Here is a 16,963-nt window from a genome sequence, read left to right on the forward strand (position 1 = left end):
AGCGGTGGCAATAGAAATACCCAACGCAAACAGAATACAAAAGAAACCTACTATAAGTTCCATGGTGGCGAATTTTAACGAGTTCTCCACGACAGCCATAGGAGAAGTTTAACAATGTTAGTTGTTAAAGAAAGTGGGCTGCCCCTGTGCATACTCGTTAGGTATCGCCAAATACCTGTATATACGCACAGTAGGGCAACCCACAAGTATGAGCTGTCCTCTGTGCCTTGTATATACCTCTTGATAATTTGGCGATTTCAACGAGTATAAGGCACTTTCCTTATTATATTCCAAAACTTTGTCCCGAAAGACAATGCAAAGATAGTGAGAAAATCTATATCTTTGCATTCGTAATAACGTAGATTAAAGATGAATACAGAAAGTATGCAGATAATTATTGGTATTGGACAAATATTAGCTGTTGCCATAATTCCTATTATAGTGTGGGTGTTAGGTATAAAATACCAAGATAGAAAAGCCAAGAAAGAGGCTCAATTACGACTTTTTCTAACTTTAATGGCTGACAGAAAATCTAATCCAATAACAAAAGAATGGGTTGATGCCCTAAATTCTATTGACGTGGTTTTTCAAGACAACAAGAAAGTTAGACACGCTTGGAGAGAATATCTTGATAGTCTGAACGAGAAGTCGCCTCATTTTGATAGCAGTAATTCGTTTCGGCTTGATTTGCTTTCTGAGATGGCGATGGCTCTTGGTTATAAGAATTTGAAACAGACAGAGATAGACCGTTTTTACTCTCCAAAATATTTTGGGTCACAAATGAGCCGTCAGGAAATTCTCTTCCAAGAAAACTTGCGTGTTTTAATGCATTCCAAAAACTGCGCTGAAGGTTTTTCGGAGGAAGAATATCAGAAACATTATGACGAGCTGTTAGAGAGAGATGTATAACATTATCTTTCATGATTGTTTATCAAGTGTTCTATAATCGGGATTGGCTTTCATTTTACTCCGTATCGTAATATCATTGAATAGTTTACGAATACAAAGAATACCAAAACTTTCGCCAAGTTTCGGAAACTTCTCCATAAACCGTCCTTTCAGAAGGTGAAGACGCAAAGAGTGCTTTTCTTCGTCCTTATAATCAAATTGTTCCTCAAACATAATCTGATTGTTCCGTTCTCCTCTGACGATGATATTAGCCTCTTTACCACCGTGGTCTTGTACTTCGATTGAAATAATTGTTCTGTTCATACACCTGCCATTTTGTCATTTTACTTCTATAACTTTGTCGGGATTATGCCACTTTTAAGACAAATAACCGATTGGCATACCGATTGTTATACAATAAGTAAGCCCCAACCTATCGGGTGTAGGATTGGGGCTATTTTATTGTATAACGGCAACCTGAAACATGTTGCCACTAAGAACAGAAAGGAGGTAAATATGGCAGGCAAGAACATTCATGTTGTTCGTAATGGCGACCAATGGAAGGTAAAGAAAGAAAATGCTCAACGCAGTTCTGGTAATTTCAGAACACAGCAAGAAGCATTTGAGCGTGCCCGTGAAATCGCTATTAAGAATGGTCAAGAAGTTGCTATACACGGATTAGATGGACGCATTCGTGAAAAGCATAGCTACGGCAATGACCCATACCCACCAGAAGGGTAATACTGAGATTTAGGATGTGTCCCGACAAAGTTACAGCTTGTCGGGGTTTATTTTTTCTCAATCCTTCTATTCTGCTATATGTAAACGTATAATAACTGGAAATGTTATATTCCTTTTCAAAGTTTAAGATTTCAGTTATTATAAATCAGACAAGCCTATTTGGGGTATTGTCGTAAATAGTCACCTTAAATAATTACATATCATTTAATATTAATTTTACAGAAGAATACATATCTTTGCACAGTGTTGAATATTGTGTAATATTTTTAGTCACATTGCAGATATATAATTGAATCTAATATGAAAGTCGGTTCTTTTTTACTTGGTTCTACATTTGCTTTAACGCCTATAGCAATAAATATGGGATTAGCTGCTGTGGATGCTCCAGTAGCTCTTAGTCTGCCATTAGCAACTATCTTGGAATATTATTGTGGTAAAGAAGAAGGGCTTAATAATATAGCAAGAAAATTAGGATTAAAAAAAGAAGAATTATTCTCTTTGGATAATTTTTTACAGAAAACATTTAAAAAGTCAGTATTATCTTCAAGTAAAAAATTTTATAAAAAATATGAGAAGAGTGAATATTCAAATCGGATATTGTTTAGTGAGAAAACTAAAAATATGATATTGAAATATATATCATTAGTTGATTATTCAAAAAAAATAGATAATGAAACACTGAGTTGTGTGTTTAATGAATCCTCCGATTATATTAAACTAGAAAAAACTATCAATATAATAGCGGGTATAGATTTTAACAAAAATACAAAAGATTTAAGTTCGGAGACTAAAAATAGTGTTCTGGTAGAATATTTTAAATTATTACGTTTAAATTTAAGCCATGATTTACTCTCAGATTCAGATAAATATAAACAATTTATCAATATACAAAATCAAATACTTAATGAACGATTAGATACGATAGAAGAAGCAATTAGAAACAATAACAATAGTAAGATAGGACTGTCTAAAAATGAAAAAAAATATTTATTAAATAAATTAGGCAATAAAGAACTATTTTCAAATAATATAGATGGGTATTTGAGAGAACAATCCAATAAGTATCAAGCTATTATAGATATATTAGATAGTCATACTGATAAATTGGATCAGATAACAGCTGATGTAAGTCTTGTAAAAGAAGCATTAGTTAAGAAAAAAAGCATTACCTATTTTCTTGACAAGTGTAATTTTCTTTTAATACTACATATAAATAGAAGTAAAATATTTTTAAAAGAAATAGGTGTAAATAAGTATATATATTATTTATGGACAAGGAAGTTTATTAAATTGTTATTGGGACTGTTTTTTGTATTAGGATTAACAATTGTAGCGGGTGGTTGTTTGAGATTAGACCCAGGTCTTGAAACAATATACATCACTTGCTGTAAATCGCTTGGTTTTAATAAATATGCTTTGAAAATGAGAAAATTATGCTCAGAGGATAGCCACAGAAATGCAGCTATTTATGCTAGAGCATATTATTTATATTGCTGCAAATCAGATTTAGATAACAATAAAGATATATCCTACTTAAATGAATTATATGATGAAGCAATACAAGGAGGATATGATTTAGCTAGAATAAATAAAGGTATTTTGCTATATCATATTGGTGAAATCGATTCAGCAATTAATTGTTTCTCAGAACCTATTGATTATAATCTCTATAAACCTGTTTCTTTTTTTGAAAACATATGTTATCTGTTTGATAAGTTAATATATAAGAATTGGCGAGATATAATAATGAAAGAATATTTATTTTTGTGTTATAATAAAAAGAATGTTTATGAAAAAATTACACCTTTATTGAATGAACTTTTTGAAAAATCAAATAATTCTTATTGTCTATATTATATTGGTGAATTCTATTATATTAATCAAGATTATGAAATGGCATATAAGTGTTATTTAAAATCATATAAAAAGGGTTATATTTGTGCTAAATCTTGTGTCGCCGTATCGTTAATGAAAATGGGGGATTTTTCTAAGGCTAAAAAAATTTTAGAAGAAGTCGTTGAAGAACATTACAATCATTATGCGGCATTAAACTTGTCTAAAATAATTTTAGAACACTATTATCATGACCTTGATAATAGAGCAAAAGCAATAAAGCAATTAGATGCATTATTGGTTAGTAGTGATTCTACTTATACTATTGGTGAAGCATATTATCTTTATGGAAAATATATTTTAAATAATACTGATTCTATTGCTATTTATTACCAAGAGGCTTATAAACGTCATTTTGTAAATGGTGAAATATATCTTTCATTAATAAAAAATGAACAAAGTGATAACGAAGAAAAATTAATAGATTATCTTTATGATGCGGTTAGATATGATTATCATTTAAAAGATAATTCTATAGTGGAAGATAAAGTTTTACATCTATTATTTAATCCGATTTATGAAGCCAAGACTGTTCATGGAACAAGGTTGAGAATACTCAATTTTATAGTAGATCCATTAGATTTCAAAGATGAAGCATCCATACTTGATAATATTTTTTCAAAAGATTCAACGGCTAGAATCCGCTATAATAAAACTCTCATTTTTTTGAATAAAAAAAAATTCATAGATATAAATGATGTAGATAGCATAGAGTTTAAACTTTATTCTAAATTAGAGAAATATTATTGGTATGATCTTGAAAAAGCAGTTTACTATTATACAAAAGCACATCCTTTAGCTAATAATAAAGATTATAGTTTTGTTGATAGGGGATCTTATGTATATAAATTAGCTCAAATGAAAGATACATTTAATCTTATCAATTGTTGTGAAACAATATATAAGTATGCTCACAAAAGAGATGCAGAACTAGTAATGAAATTTATGTTTGATTATATACAGAAAGATTCTATACTTATTGATGATCATTTTTTGTATAGGGTTAATTTTGATACTGTTAGATATGAGTATGACCCTCGTAATTCCTATGGGAAATATTTTAAAATGGCAAGTGATAAATTGTGTATAAAGAGAAAGTAGAGAATTTACTATTCCTTAATTGAGTATAGGTTCCCCTTTACCCCTCCATAAGAACATCCTTCAGTAGAGCAACGCTCTTCTTTAATAACCTTTATATACAAGGTATAAAGATATGTTCTTATGTGGTGTTGTCATTATCTCTTAAACAATATACATAAGGTATATAAGGGTAACTAACCATAATCCAAAAGGATTACATTAAGAAATAACAGTTAAGCATACAACAACACTTCCGCCCCTCCACCTATATAGTACCTTTGTTCAGTATTGGATAACTTTTCTGTCAGCAAGATACAGGGAACAAGTATATATCTCTTAACGCTGATTACTGGGATACCTCCAATAAAGGGTAAAATTATAGGATTTTTATTGCTTTCGGTTACTTCACATGCGCCTTCGACTATGTTCTTTGCGGAGTTCGGGTCGTCAGGTGAGACGTTGCCCAATGGATTTTGATACGCATGTAAAGCATTTGTTGCTACCTTTCCTACTTTTTGTTAGGTATTTGTTAACCAGGCAGGTGTAGTATCAAATATACATTTCAGTATATTCTTAGTAAACTGTCTCAAAGTCTTTTTAATATTTACCAGCCATCTTCAACACTGGTAAAGTAGAACGGTTATTTATTCCCGGATACTAATTTTTCGACTGGCATCTTCCAAACATGTACTGACTGTCGTAGCTGTATCAAAGCTGGGATAAGAACAAGATCCTCTAACTCATCCCGATTTAGTATTAATGAATACTGGTGAGGATTTTTCCACGCTTATATCTTCATCATGGCTACTGAGTTCTTGACAACTGCCAGGGTTATCTAAGAATATCGTTGGACCATGAGATAGGGTATAAGGTGTCCTTTCTCCCTCTTGAAAGAGGAAGTTTATAGAAGAATAAGAAAATAAAGAGAAAAATGTTTGAAAATATAAGCGTTATTTTTAATTTTGTTGGAATGAGGAAGATTCTAGTCACATTGATTTTATTCTTCTCCCCAGTATTGTTAACCGCACAAAAATATGCCGCAACACTGGAGCAGCTTCAATATGCCATCGATACTTCAGTTAAAGCAGTTGATAATATAAATGAAGCCGGAGAGTATTGGACCGGCATAGAAGAAAGTTTATCTCTTAATCGGGATCAATCGAGTATGACGAATACCCAGATCATCAGGATCGCCTATGTGATGAGAAAATTAGTGGCCGAATCTGAAACGTATATTGACAAGGTTGATGATTACCTCGATAAAGCCATATCTGAGGCTTATACAGCGGGTTTTAGTGAGTCGGAGGATTATGCTTTGTCTGGACAAAAAGAACTCAGAAAAGCGATGGATGAGCTTTATTCTGCCAGGTTGAACTTTGGATACGCAGAGAAGGAAACTGACTTCAAAGAAATTTTGAACTGTCTGGATCAGGCTGTGAAAGATATGACTGCTGGAGGTAATAGGGTGATTGATGTGATGGAGTGTATCAAATGTTCGGCTAGTTGGTTAAAATAAAATAATATGAAGTATGAATATTAACGAATTATCATTAGAGGATGTATATAGTGATCAAGATTATAAAATGAGAGATTTGAGTTTTGTGATTGCTAACAGTGTGAGTCGAGGAACTGGTTTTCTTATTAACACCGCTGGAGTTTTCCTTTCTGCAGGACATAATTTTAAAGAAGAATTGGATAGTTATAGAGCTTATTATAGAGGAAATGAATTTTTTATTTCTCCAATATTAAAAGATTATGACGATGATAAAGGTGCTGATCTATTTATTGGTAAGTTGAATAATTTTGAAGAGAGAATTGTTATACCTTTTACTTTAAAGAACTCATCAGAATTAAGTGTTGATCATGAATTATATATTTGTGGTTGGAATACACGTGAAAATATACCAGGAAGTATTGAGCCTTTTGGGGATAGTATTCACTTTTTAGGAGCTAGTTCTTATTGTCATATTATATCTAATTCTCTGTCTATAGAAGATAAGACAACGAAAGGGATTATTACCCCTAGATCGTTTAGGAATGAATTTAGGCCATTAAAAAAATACTATGATACATATCGTGGATTAAGTGGTGGAGCTGTCTATTGGAAATATAATATATACGGTATTTATATAGGAAATTGTTTTTGCTCTTCAGAATATATAATTGAAAAACTAAAAGATCTCAAAATTGATTGTTGTATTTAATTTATCATGATATGGATAAAAACAGTAAAATACTAATAGGACTTTCCGGAGAATATTTTGTTGTTGGCATGATGAATATTAAAGGTTGGGTTGCAAGTCTAACATTAAAGAACTATCCTTCTGTAGATATTTTTGGCCTTAATCCAGAAATAACAGACTGTTAATATTCAAGTTAAGACAACTAGATGTAAAACGAATTATTAAATTGGATTAAAAAGGAGTCAAAGAACAATTATTAGAGGAAAAATCAAAGGTCCATATGTATTTGTGCATATTGATAATAATGAAGTTATTAATTATTATATTCTAACTCGTGAAGAAATGATAAAAACTGTTGAATACACAGATGATTTGTACTATAATCGTCTTAGAATTAGATCATTAAATGATTGTCCAATAGAGGTATATTTGAAGGATCTAATTCAATATAAGGACAAATGGGAAAATTTATGGAAATAAATTAATAAAACAACTTATGATGCTTTTATTATTGTTGGATCATTATTGTTCTTTTTCAAAAAAATATCTCGATAACATAAGTCTCTATCTTGCCAGCTGGGAATGGAGTCAATAGTTTTTTAATTTCAGATTTTTTCAGTAGTTTTGTCAAGCCATTCATCATATATACCAGCCATAGAGAATATCTCTTCATCTTTAAGAAAAATGTAGTAAGGAATCTTCTTGTTCCCTTCATGTCTCCATTCAAAATAACCAGTACTGGGGACTAGACACCGTTTTGACTGGATCGGCTCCCAAAACGAAGGTTTCTGAAATAAGATATCTGCTCTGACGTTAAGTGTCATTCGTTTGATTTTATTAGCTTGCTTCTCGTCTTTCACCGATTTTCTCTTATTTTCGGTTTTTTGTGATATCTTTGCAGAGAACAACAGACCTTAATGAGTTAAAGATATTTATCTTGATAAAAGGTTATTGATAAAATTATAGAGATCAAAGATATGGCAGTGGAGAGAAAGTTTAATAATTCTGCTATCGGTTCATGGGCTGGATATATCTATCAGGGTCTATGTGCCGTGTACGTCGTTCTACATTATTTTCATGACGTTGTCAATAATCCAGAACTTAGAGATAAGTATGGAAAATATATTCTTTATCTAGATTCTTACGATGATTTTTCAATCCATGATGGAGCCAATATTGCTATTTCCCTTCATCAGTGTAAACTTTATAAGGACAAGAATAGTTTCTCAGAGGCGTTGGAACAGATGAAAGGTCTTTATAAAAAACTTAAGGAAAATCTTATTTGCACAGACACGACTAATTTGTATTTCCATTCCAACCATTCCATCAGTGATGAGGAAGTTAAGAATTACAAAGATTTTCAGGAAAATGAAACTCGGACAGGTGAAGAACTTGATACATCAATAAGTCAATTGGTAAAGGTGATTACCCAGAAAGGGGAATTTCAATATCCCTCATTTCGTATATGTGCACGCCTTTATTGGTTCGTAGACAAAAGAGTCATAGCTCTTCATAATGAATATCTCAAAGATGAGCGCAGGAAATTGGTTGATATTGTCCGAGACAAGGCGGCAGGAATTCTCTTTGAGGAAATTTTTAAATTATTCGATACTGATGACTTATGCTTGGTTGAATCAGATGAATACGCTCACCTTTTGAAGTTTCACATGATTTCTGCCATGAAGAGAATCATCGATGAGAACAACGATCCTGCTGATTGGGAGGAACAGGATTTAATTTTGGCTCCGGAGTGCGTTCATAAATTGATTGAGCTTATTATGCAACAAGAATTGAAGAACTTTCCGACAATTGTGCAACGCCTTATGCCTGGATTACCATATAATAAACATCAAGAGCATTTAAAAGAGTCAACGAACGAACCAATTCTAAGGGAATTGATGTCCACAGTCGGGTTTTGCAAACTTCCTCTGGAGGATTCATTTGTATGGGTGAAAGATTGTATGTTTCATGCTCCTATCACGATAGCCCTCTCAAATGCAAGACAAATATGTAGAAAATTATATAATAACAGGGCTAATTTGGATTGTCTGAATGAATGTGACTATCTAATAGTTAATCATCGAATAGGTAAAGAGATGGATTGCAGTATTGTGATGAGGAATATTATTGGAGATAAATATGAGGGAGATCCGCGAAGTATTTTCAATAGTAAGAAAATTGGTCTGATGGATATTAAGGAATTCAATAAAATATAGAATCATGATTGATATATTAAGAATACTTTTTGAGGACTGTGGTTATCAAAAAAAGGTCTCTGAAGAGAACGGGCTCTGGTTCTGGAGTAGTAAAGATTATTCTGATTTCTGGATTGTTGCAGAAGGGAAAACTTTTAATGATGAGAGAGCCGAGGATATTTTTAATATGAGTCTCCAAGTATTTGACAGGAGAAAAGAAGTTGAAAAGAATCTGTCGCTTTTATTGGTCAAACAAGTTGATAACCTAACTCCAGAATTGACGGAATGGATTATGAAACAAGAGAACGATCCTTTTTATTTCAAGAAGTATGTGATTGTATATACTGATGAGGATCTGCGTCTAATGAATGAGACTCTGGATGGGAGAAATCTGATTGACTTCATTCTTGATATGGGTATTTTCAATGCTCTCAAGGAAGAAAAATTATCCACCAGAGTAGGTAAATATCATCTTGCTTATTCCTTTGCCCATAAACTTCCATTCCTAAGACTATCTATGGATAAAAATGTTGCCAATCTAGACTCCAATGAGTTTATTCCGTCTGAGCAACTAAAAGATATCTATGACTGGGTTATGGATTTGAATATGAATCATGAAAATGAAGAAGATAATCTGGAGGAAATTAAAAAGGACATAATTGCAAAAGTTGAAGAAAATGGAAAAGATATTGCTGAGAAAGATTAAGACAACTAATTTCAAAGGTTTTGCTAGTCTTGAAATAGATTTCCCCCAGCAGATGATTGTGCTAGGTGGAAAAAACGGATTTGGAAAAACCACCATATTCGATGCCATTGAATTGGTTCTTACGGGGAAAATAGCACGATTAGACTCTTATAATGAATTTATCAATAAAAAATTTAGTTTTGATCAAGAAAAGAAACCCCTTGTGTATGATCCCCAAATACCGACTGTAATAGTAGAGGTACAGTTCGAATACCGGAACCAACTAATTTGGTTCAAGAGAGAAGCTAAGGCTCAACAGATTACCAACCCGATTTCATTTGATGCTTTTAGCAAGTTATATACAAAAAAAGAGGAAGAAGGAGAATATGCTGTTGTGGAAGAAACAAGTTTACTCCCTCAGTCCTTGATTGATTATTTCGATTTCTTACATTATCTCGATCAGGAAGAAGCTGCAGCATACATAAAAAACAATTTTTGTGAACGCAACTCACAATTGAGCAAATTGTTTAATATCCAAAAATTTGATCGGGATATTCAGAAAGTAAAGAAATGTGCGACACTATTAAAGAAATGCCGGCAAAATTTAACAAATGAAAAAGGCGAACTAACGAATGAGATAGACCAGTTAAAAGAATCCATTCGAGGAAATAAAGGAGGGGGTGCGGGATATATCCGACTTTTGAATTCAGATGAGAATTGGGATAATGAAAATCCCGTATTAACATTAAATGACATATCTTACTATCTTGGAGAAGAAGGCTATCTATCTAAGATGCTTTATTGCTGTAATCACTTTGACGAGTATAAAAGGTATAAAAGAAATAATAGGCTGGCTCCATATTTGGAAGAAAAGGAACTAAACGCATTAAGTCGGTTCATATATTACAGTCCTTTTCAAAACGAGTTAAAACTATATAAACTGCTGACAGATAAGTTGATCGGTCAGTTAAAAGAACTGACTCTTAAGGAACTAAGCTCATTCACGCTTGATTTCGATATACTTAAAGATAGAATAGATGAGGATAGCAAGAATAGGTTGTATAATATGAGAGATGATCTAATTAGCCTATTCGAAAGTAGCCAAACCATTGAAAAAGCATTTTCCGAACTCTTAAGTCAAAGACAGGCTATAGAGAGGACTCTGAATAGTGGAGAATTCTCCACAATGTCAGCATGTCCTTTATGCGGTAATGAGTACGACAATCTGGCATATCTCCTCAAAAGTATAAAAATACACGGTGAAAAGCTGAGGGTAGAAGTAGGCGATATGGCTGGGCGATTGAACCGTCAATACCAAATTCTTAAGGAGCTATATAATGAACAGGTTATATTCCCACTGCAAGAGGATTTAAAGAATAAGAATTTCAATCAGGAAGTATTCCAATGTCTCACAGACAATGCATTGTATGAGTTTATTAAAACAACTGAGGTGAAAGATAATATATTTTTTAACGGAGGAAATTCATTGATTGAGACCAAGGAAAAGGTTCTAGTAATTCTGAAGAATAATATCTCAAACTTAAATCCTGAAGTTAATTACAAACTTATGGATTCTTTCTTTAGCACGGAATTGCAAAAAATAAATCAGGAAGTATTTACGCGGGAAAACATAGAAAATAAAATCGTTTTTCTGTCTGATAAATGGCGTCAACAGTCATCTGAAAGACTGATCAGAATTGAAAAGGTGAGAAATCACATTTCAGCCCAACTTGTTGAGTGTGAAATTCGTATAAGAAAGATAGATGCTTTAAAGAAAGAAATAGAAAAGCAGAAGACAGAATATCTGAAGCATATAATATCCAATATCGAGATTCTCTTCTACATTTATAGCGGAAGAATAATGCAGGAATGTCATTTCGGGAGAGGTATGTTCCTTAAACGAATCGGTAAAGACAATATGATAATATTCCGCGCTGGTGATTATGACGGAGAGGTTGATGCGCTCTATACACTTAGCAGTGGGCAGCTTTCTGCGTTAATAATGGCCTTTACTCTTTCTCTACATAAACTGTACGCTAATGCATCATTCATTGCAATCGATGATCCAGTACAAACAATGGATGATATGAATTTATGGGGATTGATGGAAACATTACGACATGAATTCAGAGACCATTCTTTATTGTTATCAACGCATGAAGAACATTATGGAGCTTTGTTAAGATATAAACTCAGTAAGGCAGGTATCAGCACAAAGTATTATGATATGCAAGAACTAAGGGTGGCGAATAATAAAAAAGATTAGTAAATAAAGTAACCCGATAAAGTCCCCGTATAAATCATAGAATCGCTATATAAATCTAATAAGTTTATAGCGATTCTATGTTTATAATATGCTTTTTATTAGAGTATTGTTAGATTTCTTTGGATTTTCTCAGTTTCCAGTAATTGGGTAGCAACTCTTTTAGGTCTTTTCCCTTATCCCTTGTGTAATATGGCAACCAGGCAATTATATCGGTAAGCCATTCTCTGGGATTAACTTGGGATGTTTTGCATGATGCCAGTAATGAACATATAACAGCTGTGTTTTCTGCCGCCTCATAATTCCCACAAAACAAGAAGTTTTTTCTCAATAAAGCTATTGGCCGGGTTGCATTTTCAGCCAGATTATTATCAGTTTTGAGCCTGCCGTCTTTGAGATAATTTCTCATGCGTGGCCAAAGATACGCATCTTAGATCGATAAAAAGAAATTATGACAACCCTACATTTAGATCAGATATTGATAGGCTGAAGAAACTAAAGATTAAGTTGGAATCTATGATGTGATAGATTGTATGATATCTTTGCAAATATAATCACGATATTCTACTTTACTGTTTTGTTGTAAATAATTAGGATGATATGTTCTATAGGCTGTAATTCCGTTTGATAGTTGAAACTTGGCTAATTCTCTTTCATTAATTGAAGAGATTAGAGGCGTAGATGATGTGATTGAAAATATCTTTTCAACTCTTTTCTCATAATTAGGACCAGTAAAGAATATTATAATGTCAGGTTTTAATATGTTGACTTCTTCTTCTATGATGTTAAAATGTTCATTCTCAAAACTACGAATAATATTTGTTGGGCGATTTTTACCTTTTTCTTTGTTGCCTATTTTATAAATGTTATTCCAGATAATTTCAATTGTTTTACCTGGTAATAGACGATTTAGACTATTGTTAATATTTTTTATGTAATGCCAGAATGGAGAATTTTTTCCCCATTCATTAAGGAATGTTCGATAAGTATCCATAAAATCATCAACTGTGCTTGCTACAATTTTTGAAGATTGATCTATGGGAGTAAAAGGTCTTTTCTGTTGACGTTCCCAACTATCGGTCTCTTGTCCCATAATCATTATTTTTAAATCAGCTTTATAATGTATTTCTTCATTGACTTTTAATAGGAGAGGGTATGCAGGTGGATTTTCTCCTCTTCTCATTTCTCTGAGTAGTTGAAGAATGCATGGGTTGCCTTGTTGAAACTTTGAGGTGTATAATGTTTTAAGTAATTTGTTTGTCATTTTAAATACAATGTTTGGTTTTCTTGTCTTATTGATTCAGTAGAATATAAAATTTGCGCATCTTCTTCATTATGCACTGTAATAGAATAATTTCCATTACTTAATAATTTGCATGAGGATACGATGCAGGATTTATATAAAACATTTTCGAATCCGATTTTAAATATTTCATCATTGAGTTTAATTGAAGGGATATCTCGTGAGAAAGCCATAGCATATTTATTATTATTATCATTTTGATAATCCTTTATAATAGAGGAGTTAGGCTCGACTTCAAATGTAAGATCTTTACATTCAATAGGAGGAATTATTATTGCTTTTTGGTTTAAAAAATGTAATACTTTTTGGGCTTTATCATAACGCTCATTATTAATGTTTTTATGTTTTTTGAATTTTCTATGGATGATTTTCTCTATCTGATCAATTATTTCGTAATATTCAATACCTTTTCGATATAGCAATTCTCCTTGTTTATTAACATTTGGACTAATCATAATTGTTTTATCATCTATAATTACTTCAATATTATTACCTGTGCATAAATATACTAATAGATTCATCCAGTATATAGCTTCATATTTATTTGAATAGTAATCTGTAAATTGGGGATTCCCTGTAAAATTATATTTATTATTAATTCTATCTATGTTTATTATTATTTCATATGTATATAATGGTGTTCTTATTTTCATGTTAAGTGTTTCATTATCTACCTTATATATCTCATATTTCATATTAGAGTAATATTGTGCATTTTGAGTGTGTATAGATATATATCCTTTTTTTTGAGGGTAATCTACAATATATAGTGCTGAAATTTCATCTTTGGTGCTGAAGGTAATGTCATTAGCTGAAAAAAAATAATCAATAAGTTCATTCTTCTCTAATTTTAATGATGGCATTTCTGAGAACTTGATACCATTTATTTCTTTCAACTCTTTATTGTATTGTTTATACTTAGGATTGAATATTTTATCTTTTAGTTCATTAGGAACAGTAAACGAAATCTGACTTTTTGCTGGATATTCAGAAATTGGATTGATACTAAGAATTATATTTTTATCTTCTTTGGGGAGTATGGAAACTTCTAAGCCATTATTTCGACAGAATTTACTATATGTTTCTGTTGTGACTCTTTTTTCTTTAAAATCTTTAACTATATTCTGTTTGATATTGTTTATAAGTGCATCAAGAAAAATCTCTCCTGTTGAATCAAAATAGTTAATTCTGTATCTATGTAATCTTTCTACTTTGTGAGATGGAATATTAGGAGCAATTAGAAATATTTCTTTTCTATTATCTCCAATAGATTCAAGAAGTTTTGTGAAAATTGATTCTATATTTCCATCTTCATAACCATATCCTATAAATAAAACAGATTTAGTAGCGAATAAACTCCTAACATAATTCCACATTACCGGATTTCTAATTGTATCGAAATATCGAGTATAATCTGATTTTGATATTATTATACTGTCTGGTTGTGTTATATTGCCATGTATTTTGAATATGTTGACTTTTTGTTCGTCAATATATGGACAATTGGCATCAGAAACAATAACATTACAATCCGATTTATAAACTTGTTCGAATAAGGTATCGTAATTTGTTGTTATAATATCATGAAAATGAGGGATAGAAGCTATTAGATTATGACTAGTTAAATCAAGGGGATTTTTATTAAACTCATTTTTTAGAATTTGTATTAATGAATTTCGACTACCGTGTCTTATTTGTATATACTCTTCTGCCAAATCCATTAATCCTATATTAGGGTTAATATGTGTTTTCTCTGTATTGGTTAAGTCATTATATATAATTTCAGCTAAGCGATTTCCTCCTGGGTATCCAGCCTTTAATGAAAAACCAGCACCGATGAATAAAACAATATCTTCTTTTCTTATGAGTTCAAATAGACGACTAAACATGGATATATAGATTATTAATAAAATATGTAATGTTCTTCTTGATTTGAGAAATTGAAACTATTCGTCCTTTCTCGGTCTACCTCTTTTTCGCTTTACTATTTTACCCTTTTCATCTGTAGATAGGAGGAGAGATATATTTGGAACTTCTGTTTTATCTTGTTCTATGTTTTCATTTGCTTGTCGTTTCATTAATATTTTGTTGAATTGCTGGAGAACTTCTTGAGCTTCTACTTCTGTTAGGAAATAATTTCCGGCATTGAACCGGTTATTATCCACACCAGTCATTTGTTCTTCCCGGTAACTAATAGTAAATCTATCATTGATATAGTAATAGATCTCATTCTTCTTGGCTCTGTAAATATTTAAAGGCAATACCCTTCGCTTTGCATAAGACCACTGTTTACCATATGGAAATAGGATTACATTGTAATATTCTCGTTTGTCTCTGGAGGCTTTCTTGAGATAGGTGTTGGATTTGTCACCAACTTCATAAGAAAGGTCCTTATAGAATACACCATTATGACTATAATAGGTATACATGTAAACTTTATCATCAGGACTCGGTTGATAGGCTCCATACCCAGACTCTCCGGAGACAATGTTGTAGAAGTAAGTGATTTCACCTGGAAGAGGTTTATGTATAAGGTTGATTCCTATACTCTCTTCAAAGTAATAACCGTTTGAGATCAACGTAAGCATAACATGTATCCAGTCTTCATGAGAAATATATTCAATTGAACTGCTTGGCGCAATTGTAATTGCGTCTTTTGTTAGTTGTCCTGGATGATCTGTTGATACATTATAGATGAACATAAGATTACCGGTGTTCGGCTCATTGGAGTAGAACATTCCGAAGAAGGCTGGAGAGTTGTCGGCCAGCTTGATCTTGTAGTAGTAATTCTTTTTGAGGTCTATGTTATTCATTTTATATGTCGATGATATGCGAAGGTAGTTACTTTTTTAATACGAAAAATAGATTTCTAAAAAATATGCAGTATATTTAAGGGATAAAAAATTATGCTATGAGTAAGAAATTTCCACCACAAGCAAGGTGTTATAATTGTGGTAAGTTAATCCCGGATAAAGATAGGACATGGGAACATATACCTATGGATGCTTTATATAAAGGTTTTACAGAAGAAGATAAGCGAACTCGAATTCAGGTATGTGCTTGTAGATCTTGTAATCAACAGTATAGTTATATAGAACAACGACTGAGGAATTTGATCGCAGTTATTGGTCTCCTTAAAAAGGAAAACAATTTATCTGAGATAATTGGAGCCTCAATGAGAAGTCTTAAAACTGATTTGGAATATAAAGAGCAATGGACTAAACTTGATGATGAAAATTATTATTTTAGCATTAATACTAAAGATTACGATGATATACATATTAAGAACTTAAAAGGTATTATATATAATGATTTAGGTTTTTCTTTACCTGATGATGAATACAAATTTGTAGTTATGTCTGATTGTGGAAAAGAATGTAATGGAGATGATTTCGATACTATGATAATAAAATCAAGTAGAGAATTTCTTCGAGATCGTCCTAATTGGAAAGAATCAGGCAATCTTAATATTTTTAAGTATAGACTAGGGGTGAATTGGAGTTTTAATTATGAACTACCAATTCGTGTACAAGATATTGATATTATTATTTGCCCAATGATTTATCACAATCTTGTATATGCAATTGTAAAAGCTTATAAAAATGAAGTTTATGAAAAACTAAGTAAGAGTAGTTTTTATTAAAAAAAGCATAAAAAGGCACAAACCTCTATGTTTAAGTTGCTGTTTATTAAAAACGAGACTTGAAATCTGGCTCCCGGAAAATTTTGAAG

15 protein-coding genes and 1 pseudogene are annotated in these 16,963 nt (G+C 31.9%); 10 read left to right on the forward strand and 6 right to left on the reverse strand.

The genetic code is table 11. The features are described from left to right. Positions 1 to 369 precede the first annotated feature (369 nt). Positions 370 to 909 carry a DUF6680 family protein gene (locus tag DWW91_RS11265; protein WP_122327760.1) on the forward strand — a complete coding sequence of 180 codons (540 nt, stop codon included), beginning with the start codon at positions 370 to 372 and terminating at the stop codon, positions 907 to 909. Between the two features lie 9 nt (positions 910 to 918). On the opposite strand, the gene DWW91_RS11270 is transcribed toward DWW91_RS11265, so the two are convergent. Next, positions 919 to 1,212 carry a hypothetical protein gene (locus tag DWW91_RS11270; protein ID WP_122327761.1) on the reverse strand — a complete coding sequence of 98 codons (294 nt, stop codon included), beginning with the start codon at positions 1,210 to 1,212 and terminating at the stop codon, positions 919 to 921. A gap of 192 nt (positions 1,213 to 1,404) precedes the next feature. Between DWW91_RS11270 and DWW91_RS11275 the strand changes: the two genes are divergently transcribed. The 5 genes from DWW91_RS11275 to DWW91_RS27625 all read left to right on the forward strand — a co-directional run bounded on the left by DWW91_RS11275 (position 1,405) and on the right by DWW91_RS27625 (position 6,970). Further along, positions 1,405 to 1,629 (forward strand): DUF2188 domain-containing protein, encoded by a 225-nt coding sequence (locus DWW91_RS11275; protein WP_122327872.1) that lies wholly within the window; start codon positions 1,405 to 1,407, stop codon positions 1,627 to 1,629. A gap of 300 nt (positions 1,630 to 1,929) precedes the next feature. Next, positions 1,930 to 4,623 carry a hypothetical protein gene (locus DWW91_RS11280; RefSeq protein ID WP_122327762.1) on the forward strand — a complete coding sequence of 898 codons (2,694 nt, stop codon included), beginning with the start codon at positions 1,930 to 1,932 and terminating at the stop codon, positions 4,621 to 4,623. A gap of 910 nt (positions 4,624 to 5,533) precedes the next feature. Next, on the forward strand, positions 5,534 to 6,118 hold the full coding sequence (locus DWW91_RS11285; RefSeq protein ID WP_122327763.1) for a hypothetical protein: 585 nt from the start codon (positions 5,534 to 5,536) through the stop codon (positions 6,116 to 6,118). A 13-nt stretch (positions 6,119 to 6,131) separates the two neighbouring features. Next, complete coding sequence (locus DWW91_RS11290; RefSeq protein WP_122327764.1) at positions 6,132 to 6,806, forward strand: hypothetical protein; 675 nt, start codon at positions 6,132 to 6,134, stop codon at positions 6,804 to 6,806. 11 nt (positions 6,807 to 6,817) lie between these two features. After that, positions 6,818 to 6,970: a hypothetical protein gene (locus DWW91_RS27625; protein ID WP_158599437.1), complete on the forward strand. Its 153-nt coding sequence runs from the start codon at positions 6,818 to 6,820 to the stop codon at positions 6,968 to 6,970. 420 nt (positions 6,971 to 7,390) lie between these two features. Here DWW91_RS27625 and DWW91_RS11295 read toward each other — a convergent pair whose 3' ends face one another. After that, positions 7,391 to 7,645 (reverse strand): SOS response-associated peptidase family protein, encoded by a 255-nt coding sequence (locus tag DWW91_RS11295; RefSeq protein WP_255420029.1) that lies wholly within the window; start codon positions 7,643 to 7,645, stop codon positions 7,391 to 7,393. 117 nt (positions 7,646 to 7,762) lie between these two features. Here DWW91_RS11295 and DWW91_RS11300 point away from each other — a divergent pair, with 117 nt between their 5' ends. Genes DWW91_RS11300 through DWW91_RS11310 form a run of 3 tightly spaced genes read left to right on the forward strand, consistent with a single transcriptional unit; the run spans position 7,763 to position 11,931 of the window. Continuing rightward, positions 7,763 to 9,001, forward strand: coding sequence for an ABC-three component system protein (locus DWW91_RS11300; protein WP_122327765.1), 1,239 nt, complete (start codon positions 7,763 to 7,765; stop codon positions 8,999 to 9,001). A 4-nt stretch (positions 9,002 to 9,005) separates the two neighbouring features. After that, the gene (locus DWW91_RS11305; RefSeq protein WP_122327766.1) at positions 9,006 to 9,686 is read left to right on the forward strand and encodes an ABC-three component system middle component 1; all 681 of its coding nucleotides are present in this window, start codon (positions 9,006 to 9,008) and stop codon (positions 9,684 to 9,686) included. Further along, entirely contained in the window at positions 9,658 to 11,931 is a 2,274-nt protein-coding gene (locus DWW91_RS11310) for an ATP-binding protein (protein WP_122327767.1), read from the forward strand. Before DWW91_RS11305 ends, DWW91_RS11310 begins: the two co-directional genes overlap by 29 nt. 109 nt (positions 11,932 to 12,040) lie before the next feature. On the opposite strand, the pseudogene DWW91_RS11315 reads toward DWW91_RS11310, so the two are convergent. From DWW91_RS11315 to DWW91_RS11330, 4 genes and pseudogenes are all read right to left on the reverse strand, one after another. Next, positions 12,041 to 12,349 (reverse strand): annotated as a pseudogene (locus DWW91_RS11315) (transposase); the annotation flags it as partial. A 93-nt stretch (positions 12,350 to 12,442) separates the two neighbouring features. Further along, the gene (locus DWW91_RS11320) at positions 12,443 to 13,111 is read right to left on the reverse strand and encodes a uracil-DNA glycosylase family protein (protein ID WP_158599438.1); all 669 of its coding nucleotides are present in this window, start codon (positions 13,109 to 13,111) and stop codon (positions 12,443 to 12,445) included. 77 nt (positions 13,112 to 13,188) lie between these two features. Next, the gene (locus DWW91_RS11325) at positions 13,189 to 15,120 is read right to left on the reverse strand and encodes an SIR2 family protein (RefSeq protein WP_122327769.1); all 1,932 of its coding nucleotides are present in this window, start codon (positions 15,118 to 15,120) and stop codon (positions 13,189 to 13,191) included. Between the two features lie 57 nt (positions 15,121 to 15,177). Beyond that, a complete protein-coding gene (locus DWW91_RS11330) occupies positions 15,178 to 16,044 on the reverse strand; it encodes a hypothetical protein (RefSeq protein WP_122327770.1) in 867 nt (288 codons plus the stop codon). Between the two features lie 98 nt (positions 16,045 to 16,142). Here DWW91_RS11330 and DWW91_RS11335 point away from each other — a divergent pair, with 98 nt between their 5' ends. Beyond that, positions 16,143 to 16,874 (forward strand): hypothetical protein, encoded by a 732-nt coding sequence (locus DWW91_RS11335; protein ID WP_122327771.1) that lies wholly within the window; start codon positions 16,143 to 16,145, stop codon positions 16,872 to 16,874. Positions 16,875 to 16,963: the final 89 nt, after the last annotated feature.

Source organism: Parabacteroides sp. AF17-3 (assembly GCF_003635445.1).
Lineage (GTDB): Bacteria > Bacteroidota > Bacteroidia > Bacteroidales > Tannerellaceae > Parabacteroides > Parabacteroides goldsteinii.

Bases quoted from the DNA above. Each gene is read 5' to 3' on its own strand.
- DWW91_RS11335 (WP_122327771.1), top strand. From the start codon at position 16,143: ATGAGTAAGAAATTTCCACCACAAGCAAGGTGTTATAATTGTGGTAAG.
- DWW91_RS11290 (WP_122327764.1), top strand. From the start codon at position 6,132: ATGAATATTAACGAATTATCATTAGAGGATGTATATAGTGATCAAGAT.
- DWW91_RS11330 (WP_122327770.1), bottom strand. From the start codon at position 16,044: ATGAATAACATAGACCTCAAAAAGAATTACTACTACAAGATCAAGCTG.
- DWW91_RS11285 (WP_122327763.1), top strand. From the start codon at position 5,534: ATGTTTGAAAATATAAGCGTTATTTTTAATTTTGTTGGAATGAGGAAG.
- DWW91_RS11325 (WP_122327769.1), bottom strand. From the start codon at position 15,120: ATGTTTAGTCGTCTATTTGAACTCATAAGAAAAGAAGATATTGTTTTA.
- DWW91_RS27625 (WP_158599437.1), top strand. From the start codon at position 6,818: ATGGATAAAAACAGTAAAATACTAATAGGACTTTCCGGAGAATATTTT.
- DWW91_RS11305 (WP_122327766.1), top strand. From the start codon at position 9,006: ATGATTGATATATTAAGAATACTTTTTGAGGACTGTGGTTATCAAAAA.
- DWW91_RS11275 (WP_122327872.1), top strand. From the start codon at position 1,405: ATGGCAGGCAAGAACATTCATGTTGTTCGTAATGGCGACCAATGGAAG.
- DWW91_RS11320 (WP_158599438.1), bottom strand. From the start codon at position 13,111: ATGAGAAGAGGAGAAAATCCACCTGCATACCCTCTCCTATTAAAAGTC.
- DWW91_RS11270 (WP_122327761.1), bottom strand. From the start codon at position 1,212: ATGAACAGAACAATTATTTCAATCGAAGTACAAGACCACGGTGGTAAA.
- DWW91_RS11300 (WP_122327765.1), top strand. From the start codon at position 7,763: ATGGCAGTGGAGAGAAAGTTTAATAATTCTGCTATCGGTTCATGGGCT.
- DWW91_RS11265 (WP_122327760.1), top strand. From the start codon at position 370: ATGAATACAGAAAGTATGCAGATAATTATTGGTATTGGACAAATATTA.
- DWW91_RS11280 (WP_122327762.1), top strand. From the start codon at position 1,930: ATGAAAGTCGGTTCTTTTTTACTTGGTTCTACATTTGCTTTAACGCCT.
- DWW91_RS11310 (WP_122327767.1), top strand. From the start codon at position 9,658: ATGGAAAAGATATTGCTGAGAAAGATTAAGACAACTAATTTCAAAGGT.